This window comes from Pokkaliibacter sp. CJK22405, assembly GCF_046614695.1.
Lineage (GTDB): Bacteria > Pseudomonadota > Gammaproteobacteria > Pseudomonadales > Balneatricaceae > Pokkaliibacter.
Genome location: NZ_JBKKHQ010000013.1, coordinates 64,921 through 77,783 on the forward strand (window position 1 = coordinate 64,921; position 12,863 = coordinate 77,783).

Annotated in this window: 10 protein-coding genes; 5 read left to right on the forward strand and 5 right to left on the reverse strand. The window is 56.0% G+C overall.

The features are described from left to right. Positions 1-45: 45 nt before the first annotated feature. From ACKC9G_RS09265 to ACKC9G_RS09275, 3 genes are all read right to left on the reverse strand, one after another. Positions 46-1,242, reverse strand: a complete 1,197-nt coding sequence (locus tag ACKC9G_RS09265) for an osmoprotectant NAGGN system M42 family peptidase (RefSeq protein ID WP_411404665.1) — start codon at positions 1,240-1,242, stop codon at positions 46-48. Between the two features lie 91 nt (positions 1,243-1,333). Continuing rightward, the gene (gene ngg, locus ACKC9G_RS09270; protein WP_411404666.1) at positions 1,334-3,079 is read right to left on the reverse strand and encodes an N-acetylglutaminylglutamine synthetase; all 1,746 of its coding nucleotides are present in this window, start codon (positions 3,077-3,079) and stop codon (positions 1,334-1,336) included. 2 nt (positions 3,080-3,081) lie between these two features. Then, a complete protein-coding gene (locus ACKC9G_RS09275) occupies positions 3,082-4,851 on the reverse strand; it encodes an N-acetylglutaminylglutamine amidotransferase (protein ID WP_411404667.1) in 1,770 nt (589 codons plus the stop codon). A 580-nt stretch (positions 4,852-5,431) separates the two neighbouring features. On the opposite strand from ACKC9G_RS09275, the gene ACKC9G_RS09280 reads away from it, so the two are divergent. Both ACKC9G_RS09280 and ACKC9G_RS09285 read left to right on the forward strand, forming a co-directional pair. Beyond that, on the forward strand, positions 5,432-6,298 hold the full coding sequence (locus ACKC9G_RS09280; protein ID WP_411404668.1) for a hypothetical protein: 867 nt from the start codon (positions 5,432-5,434) through the stop codon (positions 6,296-6,298). 1 nt (position 6,299) lies between these two features. Then, positions 6,300-6,824 carry a hypothetical protein gene (locus tag ACKC9G_RS09285; protein WP_411404669.1) on the forward strand — a complete coding sequence of 175 codons (525 nt, stop codon included), beginning with the start codon at positions 6,300-6,302 and terminating at the stop codon, positions 6,822-6,824. A gap of 88 nt (positions 6,825-6,912) precedes the next feature. Here ACKC9G_RS09285 and gpt read toward each other — a convergent pair whose 3' ends face one another. Then, positions 6,913-7,413 (reverse strand): xanthine phosphoribosyltransferase, encoded by a 501-nt coding sequence (gene gpt / locus ACKC9G_RS09290; RefSeq protein ID WP_411404670.1) that lies wholly within the window; start codon positions 7,411-7,413, stop codon positions 6,913-6,915. Between the two features lie 140 nt (positions 7,414-7,553). Beyond that, a complete protein-coding gene (locus tag ACKC9G_RS09295; protein ID WP_411404671.1) occupies positions 7,554-8,099 on the reverse strand; it encodes a gamma carbonic anhydrase family protein in 546 nt (181 codons plus the stop codon). 375 nt (positions 8,100-8,474) lie between these two features. On the opposite strand from ACKC9G_RS09295, the gene prlC reads away from it, so the two are divergent. From prlC to ACKC9G_RS09310, 3 genes are all read left to right on the forward strand, one after another. Then, on the forward strand, positions 8,475-10,535 hold the full coding sequence (prlC, locus tag ACKC9G_RS09300) for an oligopeptidase A (protein WP_411404672.1): 2,061 nt from the start codon (positions 8,475-8,477) through the stop codon (positions 10,533-10,535). Between the two features lie 74 nt (positions 10,536-10,609). Beyond that, positions 10,610-10,861 carry a YheV family putative zinc ribbon protein gene (locus ACKC9G_RS09305; RefSeq protein WP_411404673.1) on the forward strand — a complete coding sequence of 84 codons (252 nt, stop codon included), beginning with the start codon at positions 10,610-10,612 and terminating at the stop codon, positions 10,859-10,861. A 552-nt stretch (positions 10,862-11,413) separates the two neighbouring features. Continuing rightward, positions 11,414-12,859: an alanine/glycine:cation symporter family protein gene (locus tag ACKC9G_RS09310; RefSeq protein WP_411404674.1), complete on the forward strand. Its 1,446-nt coding sequence runs from the start codon at positions 11,414-11,416 to the stop codon at positions 12,857-12,859. The last annotated feature ends 4 nt before the right edge of the window (positions 12,860-12,863 follow it).

The window sequence follows — 12,863 nt, forward strand, 5'->3', positions numbered from 1 at the left end:
TAAACACAATGACAGCCCTCTTGCTGCCCACAACGGCAGGCAACCTCAGTCGCCTAAACGGTTCTTCACTCCCTGCTGGCGTAGCAGCGTTTCATTCAGGGCCTCCGGCATACCGGCAGGTTCCGGCTCAGGAATGGCCGCAGCAAAATCGCGCAGGGGAATGTCCGCCTTGCGGTCATTTTTAAGGGCCAGATCGCTCATCAGATACGCCGACATCAGCCGCGAGCAGGATTCCAGCGCATGAATGTGAGTACGCTCATAGCCGTGGGTGGCATCCGTGCCGAAGGTGATCAGCGCCGGACGGATATCATGACCGGCCTGTACTGCTGACACCGCATCACTGTAATAGAAGCGAAAGACATCGCGCTGCCAGGGAATATCGTGCTGACGGCACAGCTCAATCAGGTGATGACTCAGGTGGTAGTCGAAGGGGCCGCTGGAGTCTTTCATCGCCACGGTCACGCCGGTTTCCCTGGCATTCTGGCCGCTGGCGACCGGGCCGATATCAATGCCGACAAACTCGGTAATGTCATCCGACAGGGCATGACCGGCGCCGGAGCCCACTTCTTCAGAGACGGTAAAGAGAATCTGCGTGGTCAGGCGCGGGCGCAGGTTCTGGCGTTGCAGCGCCTCAAGGGAGGCCAGCAGCGCCGCTGCACCGGCCTTGTTATCCAGATGACGCGAAATAATAAAGCCGGTGTCGGTAATTTCCGGGTTCGGATCGAAGGCTACGTAATCACCGACTTCCAGCCCGGCCGCACGGACATCCTCAGCGGAACTGACCGGAAAATCGAGGCGTACCTCGACCTGTTCCCAGCTGACCGGCTGAGTATCAATTTCTTCATTAAAGGCATGGCCCGCCGCCATCAGCGGCAGCACCGTGCCACGGTACTGGGCATGTTCACCGAAGAGTGACACCCGGCCACCCTCAGCAAAACGGCTCGACCAGTGGCCGATGGGGGTAATGGCAATACGGCCATTGGGTTTGATCTCGCGCACCATGGCGCCGATGGTATCCAGGTGCGTCACCAGCGCGCGCTGCGGCCCGGCCACCTCACCATGCAAGGTCGCGCACAGCGTACCGCGACGGCTGAGGGTGTAATCGACCCCCAGTTCTTCAAGACATTCGCCGACATAACACACCACACTGTCGGTAAAACCCGTGGGCGATGGAATGCTCAGCATCTTCATCATCTTGTCGATCAGGTACTGACTATCGATAGTGGGAAGATTATGGGACATAACAAAACTCCTGACGGGACTGCTGGGGCGTGTCACTCACCCCTGTTATTCGTTGGGACGCGGCCGGTTAAAGCCTCGCCAGAGCGATGGATTACCCCTGACGCGTGGTTGGAAACAACATGTCGATAAAGCGCTCGGCGGTGGGATGAGGCTCATGATTCGCCAGCCCCGGCCGCTCGTTGGCCTCGATCAGCACGTAGTCGGGTTCGGCCGCATCAGGCACCAGCATATCGATGCCGGTGACCGGAATCTGCAGCGCCCGCGCCGCTTCAAGCGCAGCATCACGCAGTGTCGGGTGCAGGATATCAGTCACATCCTCCAACACGCCGCCGGTGTGCAAGTTGGCCGTCTTGCGCACCGCCAATGCCTGACCTTCCGGCAGGATATCCGTCAGGGCATAGCCTGCTTCCTCAACACAACGCTGGGTTTCACTGTCGCGCGGGATGCGGCTTTCTCCACCGGTCATGGCGGCACGACGACGACTGGTTCGGTCAATCAGGGTATTGATATCGTGCTGACCGGTGCCGATGACGGTGGCCGGTTTACGAATCGCCGCCGCGACCACTTCATCGTTAATCACCAGAATGCGCAGGTCATGCCCGCTGCAGAACGGCTCGACCAACACCTGCGAGGAATAGCGCCGCGCTTCAGCGACAGCCGCTTCAAGGGATTCCGGCGTGCGGATATCCACCGCAATGCCTTTGCCCTGCTCGCCGTTATGGGGTTTCACCACCAGACGCTCACCGAGGTGCTCAAACAGACCATCAGTGCTTTCCTCCCACTCCAGCAAGCGGCCCTGTGGAGTACGAATTCCCGCCCGGTTGAGGCAGCGCTGAGTCAGCCACTTGTTCTGACAGAGAGTCATGGCAGTGGCCGGGGTGAGATCAGACAGGCTCTCGTGGCAGCGGATATGCCGCCCGCCCCAGCTCAGCACAAAAATATTGTGTTCAGCGTCTTCCACATCCACATGAATGCCGCGACGCAGCGCCTCATCAACAATGATGCGTGCATAAGGATTGAGGGATTCCAGCGCCGTGGTATCGGTATACAGCGCCTGATTAATGGCGTTGCGCTTTTTCACCGCGAAGGTCTGAATCTGCCGAAAGCCCAACCGCTCATACAGGGTGATGGCGGCAGTGTTGGTGTGCAGCACCGAGAGATCAAGATAGGTACAGCGAAGGGTCAGCAGCTTTTCCGCCAGATGGCGCACCAGCGCTTCACCTACTTGGGGCAACGGGCAATCCGGATCGACCGCCAGTGACCAGAGACTGGAGCCGGATTCCGGATCGTTAAAGGCCAAACCGTGGTTGATGCCGAGAATCGCACCCAGCACACGGCCATCGCGCATATCCTCAGCCAGCAGGTAAATCTGCTCGCGGGAGTGGCGAAGCGGCATCACCACCTCAGGATCAAGGCACTGCATGCGGCAACGCTGGTAGATCGCATTGACCCGCTGCAGGTCCTCCTCCGTGCGCAGACGCCGCACCCGAATGCCCTTCACCGGATCACGCTTGGACTGGTATTCATTCAGCCACAAACGGAAGCTGTCAGAAGGGTCAAGAAACAGCCGCTGCGGGTCCTGACTGACCACCACATGGGGACGCGCCACATAAAAGGCGATGTCCCGATCACCCCTGGTTTCCGTCAGCAAGGCCGCCGCCATGGCTTCCTCACTCTGGAAGGTGTGACCAAACAGCAGTCGTCCCCAGCCGCAGTGCAGGCTGACATCAGGCTTGATGTCAGGCGTCTGCTCCGAGCCGCGGTGACGAGCCGCCTGCAAATGGTCATAGGAAGGTTGGCGGCGTTTCAGCATGCGGGCACGGTGACTGATGCTCACGGTCAGATTCCTTGTTCCTGCAACCACATTTCCAGAAGGCCGAGCTGCCAGAGCTTGGAGCCACGCAGCGGCGTAATATGCTCATCCGGACGCGCCAGCAAATGCTCGACGTACTCCGTACGGAACAGGCCACGCTCGCGGGCTTTCTGCCCCATCAGCGCTTCCTGCACCTGATCCAGCACATCGCCGCGCAGGTATTTGAGCGCAGGCACCGGGAAGTAACCCTTCGGACGGTCAATCACCTCATTAGGAATCAAACGGCGCGACACCTGCTTAAGAATGCCCTTACCGTCCTGCGCCAGCTTGTACTGGGCGGGAATTCGCGCGGCATACTCGACCAGCTCGTGATCCAGGAACGGCACGCGGGCTTCAAGGCTATGCGCCATGGTCATGGTATCCACACGCTTGACCGGGTCATCCACCAGCATCACCTGCGTATCCAGGCGCAGGGCTTTGTCGACCGGATCATCGGCACCGTAACGGGCAAAATGACTGCGCACGAACTCACCGGCCAGATCCGCCGTCTGCCAGGCAGGTTGCACGGTCTGAATGAATTCTTCGTAGCTGCGGTCGAAGAAGGCGGCGCGGTAGCTGTTCACCGGGTTGATGGTGCGCGCCAGCGGCGGATACCAGTGATAACCGGCAAAGATCTCATCCGCACCCTGACCACTCTGCACCACGCGGCAGGTTTTGCTGACCTCTTCAGAGAGCAGATAAAACGCCACGCAGTCATGGCTGACCATCGGCTCAGACATGGCGCTGATCGCTTTGGGCAACGCCGACATCATGCGCTCGGGGGCGATCTGGATTTTCTCATGTCTGGTGCCGAAGTGACGGGCGATCAGGTCGGAGTACATAAACTCATCGCCCTTCTCACCGTTCACCTCATCAAAACCGATGGAATAGGTGTGCAGATCCGGCTTTACCTCATGCAGCAATGCCGTCAGCAGGCTGGAATCCACGCCGCCGGACAAGAGCACACCGACATCCACCGCCGCGACATTACGACGCGCCACGGAGGAGCGAAGCTGTTCCAGAAGACCGTCTTCCCAGTCTTTTTCGGTACGGGCACGGTCAGCTTCCTGCATGCCGAACTCCAGCTGCCACCAGCGCTGGGTGCGGGTACGGCCATCGGCCAGCACCTTCATCCAGTGACCGGGTTCCAGCTTGCGAATGGCTTTCACCATTGTCAGCGGCGCAGGCACCACGGAATGGAAGTGCAGGTAGTAATGCAGGGCTTCCGGGTCCAGCTCACGGCTAACGCGCGGGTCTTCCAGAATCGCGGGCAGGGTCGAACCGAACACCAAGTGCTCAGCGTCCTGACTGTAATACAGCGGTTTGATGCCCAGACGGTCGCGGGCCAGCGTCAGCTCCTGACGCACCTCATTCCAAATGGCGATGGCGAACATGCCGTTAAAGCGGCTAAAGCAGTTTTCGCCCCAGGCATGAAACGCCTTGAGAATCACCTCGGTATCGCCGTCTGAGTGGAAGGCATAGCCCATGTCCTGCAGCTCATGGCGCAACTCACGGTAGTTGTAAATGGCGCCATTGAACACCAGGGCGAGGCCCAGGCCCTGATCCACCATCGGCTGGGCCGACTGATCGGATAAATCCATTACCTTCAGGCGACGATGGCCGAGGGTAATGCGGTTTTGATGAAAAATACCTTCCCCATGAGGTCCACGGGCGCGGTGGCGCTCGTTCATGCGTTCCAGTACTGCGAGTTGGCTCGGTCCGTCGGTAAAGCGAAGCTCTCCTGCTAGGCCACACATGGCGGGTATCTACCTCTCTTATTATCAATGTCTGTCATGGCAATAATTAGAGTTCTATTTATTGCTCAAAGCCAAATACCCTAACAAACCCTGACAAATGGCTCAACCAAGGCATTTAAAACGGATACTGACCGTAAAATTTAAATCGAGCTGTAAACAATTACCGAGAGTGAATCTCATTTGGTTAAGACGAAATTCCGGCAACAGCCTGTGAATAGGGGCCGACAGCGGCTCGAACAACGCCAAAAGACGCCAACTTCGCCGAACCGTTCAGAGCGCAGAAAAGACGATAAAGACAGGATAATCTGCCTGATGGAATTTCATTTCGACGAAAGGAAAATCGGCAAGCACAGTGAAGCGTCACACATGACTAAACTCCCCACTTGCCGGAGCAGAACCTTCGGAGTATGTTGCCGGGCATCACGGATGATGAATATTTTTTGGCCTCGCAAGGCTGCCAGCAGGAGGGTGAAGCACCTCCTCATTCGCACCTGATCGATGCCAATTGTCAGCTGTTCTTCCGCGACTCAAACGCACTTGGGTGCGTTTTCTGGCTTTATCGGGCAACAAGGACAGACCAATGGCCAAGCTTTATCGCAATAATCGCGCTCCACTGAGTAACAAGATCACCCTGGTAGCGGGTAACAGCCTGCCGATCAAAGTAGAAGGACTGGGCAGCAATCGCCGCCATATCATTCTCAAAAGCCGTAACCCTCAATTGCTGAAGGTCACTGCTGTTCAGGTCAATGACCGGATGCTTGAGCAGTCACTGCGTATTGATGTACGTCGTGAGGGCATCGTCACCCGCCAGCAAACCTTTCTCGACGCCTTCATTAATGACGATACCTCACCTCAGCCTAAAAAAGACCCGACAACAGCATCACTGGAAGTAGAGGTGCTCCCAGAGATAAAGCTCCCTGCAGAAAATACAGACGAAGGAATGCTGACGCGCATGCTGCTGGTGGAGAATATTACGCCTGGTTTGCCGGGCTATAACAGTAGTGAAGTTGAGGAGTGTATGAAATGGATGCGCTTTGTATTCATAAACAGAATGAAACTAGGATCGGAGTTTTTTGGTGCTGGCAAGGATATTCATAATCTGTTCGATTTTATTAAAGCACCAAATCAAGTAGAAGGCTTTTCAAATTATCCTAGACTATCTTCTACACTTAGTGAAAATCTAGCTAAATATATTAAGATTGCAAATGATGGTTCCCATATAAAAAATAAAGAATATCGGAACTACATAGAACTGGCTATGGCTACTGCACGCTTAAGCGAAAGCAATCTTGGAGAAGACCCCTGCATAACCAAACTGTATGCATGGAGAAGCAGTGGTGCGGCATCTCCGGGTAAGAACTTTGTACTCTTTTCCAGCAAAGGAGGACAGGACTTCTACACGCTTACCGAGTCTTTTATTCAAGAATCAAGCAAAGGCAGAAAATAACATGACACCTTACCTTTTATTTAAAAGATATATATTAGTATTTTCTTTTATCATCTACTCTTTAGCGTTAAATACCGCATTTGGTAGCGACATACCCAGTTCCCCATTTAGCTCTGAGAATCAGCCAAAAAACCGTTTTGACACATCAGCGAACGAGTACTTTTCTTTTCCCGAGCCTTCCATTAAGACTCGTATATCAAGATTCAACAAAAATGATCAGACAAATCATTTCTGTATTGTTGGTTATCAGTGGACTAATGGAAACATGCAAGTATGGGTACACTGGCAAGAACAACTGGAAATTATTCTATGGCAAGGCGGAGATGATGAGGAGACCCAAGTCGACAGCATGGCATTAGCACGGAAAGAGCTGGTCTTAGGACGTGATACCGTCAAATCTGAAGACGATATCAATGGCAGCACCTATCTTATTACTGAAGCGGCTTGGCACGGAATTGTAGATGACTGCGAAAAAAATGGTGAAAAGTATACGATCCCACCATTTTCTCCAGAAAACACCGAATAGAGCACAGATGAAGTGCTGGCATAGTTTATGTCAGCACTTAAGAGGAAACTGAGCCAAAACCCGCGCCGCAAAGCGGCGCGCCAGAGGATCAGCCGCGGCGTTCTGCCAGCGGTGTAGAGAAGGCGTATTCCATATCCCAGGGGAAGCGAATCCAGGTGTCCTGACTGACCTCGGTGATAAAGGTATCGACCAGCGGTTTGCCCGCGGGTTTGGCGTAAATCGTCGCAAAGTGCGCCTTGGGCAGCATTTCCCGCACCGCTTTGGCGGTTTTACCGGTATCGACCAGATCGTCGATTAACAACATGCCTTCGCCGTCACCCTCCACGCCTTTAAGCACATGCACATCCCCTTGCTGCTGCGCTGCACCGCCAGCGTGCTTGCTGGAGTAGCTGACCACGCAAAGGGTGTCGATCAGACGCAGGTCCAGTTCACGGGCGATAATCGCCGCGGGCACCAGTCCGCCACGGGTAATGGCGATGATGCCTTTCCATGGGCCCATTTCCAGAAGTCGCCAGGAAAGCGCCCGGGCGTTGCGGTGTAACTCATCCCAGGACACAGGAAAGTCTTTGCTGTAAGGCGAATGCGTCATTAAGCGTTTCTCTACTGATACAGGGCCTCGTCCCGGAGACCCGTTTCGCGAGCAAAAAATGCTCATTCCAAACCGAAAGGATGGAATTGTACTCAAGTCATCGCAGAAATGGCAGCGCGTTTCACTCTGAGTTACGCCGCTTAGGCCTCAGAAGCTGCCTCGGCGAGATATTCATCCTTCAAACGCACGTAGTTACCGGCGCTGTAGGTGAAAAACTGACGCTCCTGCTCGGTCAGCGCGCGCGCCTGTTTGGCAGGGCTGCCGACATAGAGATAACCGGATTCCAGCCGTTTACCCGGTGGCACCAAGGCACCAGCACCGATGATGACCTCATCCTCCACCACGGCGCCGTCCAGCACTCGCGCGCCCATGCCGACCAGAATGCGACTGCCTAAAGTGCAGCCGTGCAGGGTGGCCTGATGGCCGATGGTGACATCGTCACCCACTGTCAGCGGATAGCCATCAGGGTTAAAGCGGCTTGCGTGGGTGATGTGCAGCACCGCGCCATCCTGCACGCTGGTGCGCGCACCTATGCGGATACGATGCATGTCGCCACGGATCACCGCCATCGGCCATACCGACACATCGGCGCCCAGCTCGACATCGCCAATGACCACAGCACTGTCATCCACCATGACGCGCTCACCCAGAGTCGGCGTCACGCCACGAAAGGTTCTGATCTTCATCGCAGTCTCTTTTAAGTTCCAGGAAGGATGAACTGAGCCACATACCATCAAAGGCGCTCAGTGTACCGGATTGTCTTTCGCGCCATTTTTGTCAGCGCGGCACGGTTTTAACAGTTACGCGCGATTTTTGCAGCTCATCATCCTGCAGAAGCCTTTTCCTGCAGGCAAAACCCGCCAATGGCAATATCGGCGTGAGCCTGAACACAGGGAGATCAGATCCGCCATGTTCGCGCTCAGCCCGCCACAACATTTTATTCCATGGGTAGAAAGCGACGATTTCGTACCTATATAGTGCAGATAGAGCCAGCGCAGAGTTTGCGCTGCAGAAGGCCAGCACACGTGCCCTCTTCCCCTTCACCGTTTAAGGATGATTGTATGTCTCACGAGCAGCACAACCCCTTGCTGGAAAGCCACGAACTTCCTCCGTTCAGCGCCATCAAACCCGAGCACGTCGTGCCCGGCACCAAGACGCTGATCGCCGATGCTCTGGCCGAGGCCGATCGCCTGAGCCAGCAGGATTCCCCGGGCTGGGACACTTTTGTCGCCCCGCTGGAAGAAGCCTACGACCGCCTGAACTCCGCATTTTCCCCTGTTGGCCACCTGAATGCGGTTGCCAACTCCCCGGAATTGCGCAAAGCCTATGACGAAACCATGCCGCTGCTGTCCGAATACAGCACCCGTCTGGGCCAGCATCAGGGTCTGTTCAAGGCCTACCAGCGTCTGGCTGACAGCCCTGAGTTCAGCCAGCTCAATGCGGCACGTCAGGCGACCATCGAACATGCCCTGCGTGACTTCCGCCTTTCCGGTATTGATCTGCCGGAAGAGCAGCAAAAGCGTTACGGTGAGATCAGCCAGCGTCTGTCGGCCATCACCAGCACCTTCTCCAATAATGTGCTGGATGCCACACAAGCCTGGACCAAGCGCCTCGACAGTGCCGACCAGCTGCCGGGCGTACCGGAATCCAGTATTGAGTTGCTGGCACAAAATGCCGAACAGCGAGGTCAGGAAGGGTATCTGATCACTCTCGACTTCCCGGCCTTCTATCCGATTCTTAACTTCTGTGACGACCGCGCCCTGCGTGAAGAGGTGTATGTCGCCAACAGCACCAAAGCCTCAGAAACCGGCCCGAATGGCGGCGAGTTCGATAACTCCGCGCTGATGACCGAGATTCTGGAGCTGCGCAAGGAAGAGGCCGAAGTGCTGGGCTTCGCCAACTATGCCGAATTGTCGCTGGCGACCAAAATGGCCGAAAGCACGGATCAGGTGGTGGATTTCCTGCGCGAACTGGCGACCCGTTCACGCCCTGCCGCCGAGCAGGAACTGGCTGAGCTGCGCGCTTATGCCAAAGAGGAACTGGGCATCGACAGCCTTGAAGCCTGGGATGTGGCCTATGTAAGCGAGAAACTGCGCGTGGCCCGCTACGCAATTTCTCAGGAAGACCTGCGCCCGTATTTCCCCGTTCCAAAGGTCATTGATGGTCTGTTTGCGGTGGTCGAGCGCCTGTATGGCATTCAGGTCAAGGAGCTGACCCTGGAAGACACCTATCACAAGGATGTGAGCTTTTATGAGCTGAGCCGCGACGGACAGCCCATCGCCCGCTTCTTCCTGGATCTGTACGCGCGCCAGGGCAAACGCGGCGGCGCCTGGATGGACGACTGCCGGGTTCGCCGTCAGCGTCTGGATGGCAGCATTCAGCTACCCATCGCCTATCTGGTGTGCAACTTCACGCCGCCCGTCGGCAACAAGAAATCCCTGCTGACCCATAACGAAGTCACCACCCTGTTCCATGAGTTTGGCCACGGCCTGCACCACATGCTGACGCAGGTCGATGTGGGTAGCGTGTCCGGCATCAATGGCGTGGCCTGGGATGCGGTCGAGCTGCCTTCGCAGTTTCTGGAAAACTGGTGCTGGGAGAAAGAAGCGCTGGACCTGATGAGCGGCCATTACCAGACCGGCGAGCCTCTGCCTGCAGAGCTGCTGGACAAGATGCTCGCGGCGAAGAACTTCCAGGCCGCGATGATGATGCTGCGCCAGATTGAGTTCGCCCTGTTCGACTTCCTGCTGCACCGCGACTATCAGCCTGCCGCTGAAGGCAAGCCCGGCACTGATGTCCAAGCGGTACTGGATAGCGTCCGCAAAGAAGTCGCGGTGATGATTCCGCCGAGCTACAACCGTTTCGCTCACTCCTTCAGCCACATTTTCGCCGGTGGTTACGCCGCAGGCTATTACAGCTACAAGTGGGCCGAAGTGCTGTCGGCGGATGCCTTCAGCGCCTTTGAAGAGGAAGGGATTTTCAATCAGGCAACGGGCAAGCGCTTCCAGGAGTGCATTCTGGAAAAAGGCGGCAGCCAACCGGCGATGGAGCTGTTCAAAGCCTTCCGTGGCCGCGAACCCGACATTGAGCCCTTGCTGCGTCATTCGGGTCTCGCTGCCTGAGGCACGACAACGACTGACACCCGCCCGAGTGGCCCGTATACTATCGGGCCGCTCTGAGGCGGAGGAGAAGAACCGTGATTAAACGTTTTATTGCCGGTGCGGTGTGCCCACGCTGCGCCAAACAGGACACCATCCGCATGTATCGCGACGAAGAGCGTGAATATCGGGAATGCGTGGCCTGCGACTTTGCCGATTCCATGCGACTGGACGGCCAGCCTGACCACAAGGAAGAAGAGCTGATTCAGACCCGGGTCAACCAGGGACCAGCCGTTCGTGAAGATGGTGTTCAGGTGCTGAAGTTTTTTGACGCCACCACAAAACACTGAGTCTTATCATCGGGACCGGAGCGTAATTAGCGCCTCCGGCCCTGCTTTTCTCTTGCTCGCTGATCCCACTTGCCATGGCTTGCCTGCCACGATACTCACCACTGAGTCATCCGCCTTTCTGAGCAGGGCATCCTCGCACCATAAAAACGCCTGCAAAGTCGCGCGACTTCAGCATGTATCGCCTTTTTCGCATATCTCTTCGTGCCCACGATTCGTCCTCATAGCAGCCTTGCTTGGCCCCTGTATTGGTGCACAGAAAAGCATTTCGCAGGTGCGAATTACGCCACCTTTTGCTCACTAATTAGCCGGTTTTACTGGCTATTAACTAACCAAGTGGTTGATTTCCATTAATAAATGAACGCAAGTTATTTCTTGTCAAACCAAAGTATTACGAGTATTTTCAGCGCGCCCTAAAACCCAAGAAGCGGCCAGTATGATCGACATCCGGTCACATTAGGCCGACAAAACGATGCCACCACAGCGGAAGCAAATTTTCCTGTGCCTGTGTGCAGATAACGATAAAAATCACCATTGCATGAGGTCCCCTCTGACATGGCTAACATTGTCGACGTGCTCAATAGCTACATCTGGAGTAACTACCTGATCGGCCTTTGCCTGCTGGTAGGTTGCTACTTCTCCCTGCGTACTCGCTTCCTGCAGGTTCGCCACATCAAGGAAATGGTTTCCCTGATGTTCGAAGGCAAACCCTCTGCAAGCGGAGTCTCCTCTTTCCAGGCCCTGACCCTGTCCCTGTCAGGCCGTGTAGGTACCGGTAACATTGCCGGTGTTGCCTCTGCGATCACTTTCGGTGGCCCTGGTGCCGTCTTCTGGATGTGGGCTGTTGCCTTCCTCGGCGCGAGCACCGCGTACGTTGAAGCCACGCTGGCGCAGATCTACAAAGAAAAAGAAGATGGCCAGTACCGTGGTGGCCCTGCTTACTTCATCGAGAAGGGCATGGGTCAGAAGTGGTATGCCATGATCTTCGCTTTCGCCACCATCATCGGTGCCGGTCTGCTGCTGCCAGGCGTTCAGGCGAACTCCATCGCTTCCGGTGTTGAGCATGCCTTCGGCATCTCCACTTCTGTCACCGGCGCGGCCGTGACTGTGGCGCTGGGCCTGATCATCTTCGGTGGCATCAAGCGTATCGCCAGCTTCGCGGAAGTTGTCGTACCTTTCATGGCGCTGGGCTACATCATCGTGGCAATCATCATCATCGCCATGAACGTTGAGCAGCTGGGTTCCGTTTTCGCACTGATCTTCAAAAGCGCTTTCAACATGGAAGCAGGCTTTGGTGCGGTGATCGGTCTGGCCGTTCAGTGGGGTGTAAAGCGTGGTATTTACTCCAACGAAGCCGGTCAGGGTACTGCGCCTCACGCGGCAGCGGCGGCTGAAGTTTCCCACCCTGCCAAACAGGGTCTGGTTCAGGGCTTCTCCGTGTACGTTGACACCCTGTTCGTTTGTACTGCCACCGCGCTGATGATTCTGCTGACCGGTGCTTACAACGTGGTTAACCCTGCAGGCGGTTTCCTGGTGGAAAACCTGAAAGGTGTTGAAGCGGGCCCGGGCTACACCCAGATGGCGGTTGAAACCCTGCTGCCAGGTTTTGGTGATGCCTTCGTTGCTATCGCGCTGCTGTTCTTCGCTTTCACCACCATCATTGCCTACTACTACATCGCTGAAACCAACGTGACCTACATCACCAACCGTCTGCGTCTGCCTGGCCTGAGCCTGCTGCTGCGCGTCGTGCTGATGGGTGCGGTGTTCTACGGCAGCATCAAGTCTGCCAGCGTTGCCTGGGGTATGGGTGACGTCGGTGTAGGGATCATGGCATGGCTGAACATCATCGCCATCCTGATCATGCAGCGTCCTGCGCTGCTGGCACTGAAAGACTACGAAGCCCAGCGTAAGCAGGGTCTGAACCCGGTATTCCGCCCAAGCAAACTGGGCATCAAGAATGCTGAGTTCTGGGACGAGCGCGTTGATGCTGACAAGCAGTAAACGC

Excerpts from the sequence above, each read along its gene's own strand:
- ACKC9G_RS09265 (WP_411404665.1), bottom strand. The coding sequence starts at position 1,242 with ATGTCCCATAATCTTCCCACTATCGATAGTCAGTACCTGATCGACAAG.
- ACKC9G_RS09275 (WP_411404667.1), bottom strand. The coding sequence starts at position 4,851 with ATGTGTGGCCTAGCAGGAGAGCTTCGCTTTACCGACGGACCGAGCCAA.
- ACKC9G_RS09280 (WP_411404668.1), top strand. The coding sequence starts at position 5,432 with ATGGCCAAGCTTTATCGCAATAATCGCGCTCCACTGAGTAACAAGATC.
- ACKC9G_RS09285 (WP_411404669.1), top strand. The coding sequence starts at position 6,300 with ATGACACCTTACCTTTTATTTAAAAGATATATATTAGTATTTTCTTTT.
- gpt (WP_411404670.1), bottom strand. The coding sequence starts at position 7,413 with ATGACGCATTCGCCTTACAGCAAAGACTTTCCTGTGTCCTGGGATGAG.
- ACKC9G_RS09295 (WP_411404671.1), bottom strand. The coding sequence starts at position 8,099 with ATGAAGATCAGAACCTTTCGTGGCGTGACGCCGACTCTGGGTGAGCGC.
- prlC (WP_411404672.1), top strand. The coding sequence starts at position 8,475 with ATGTCTCACGAGCAGCACAACCCCTTGCTGGAAAGCCACGAACTTCCT.
- ACKC9G_RS09310 (WP_411404674.1), top strand. The coding sequence starts at position 11,414 with ATGGCTAACATTGTCGACGTGCTCAATAGCTACATCTGGAGTAACTAC.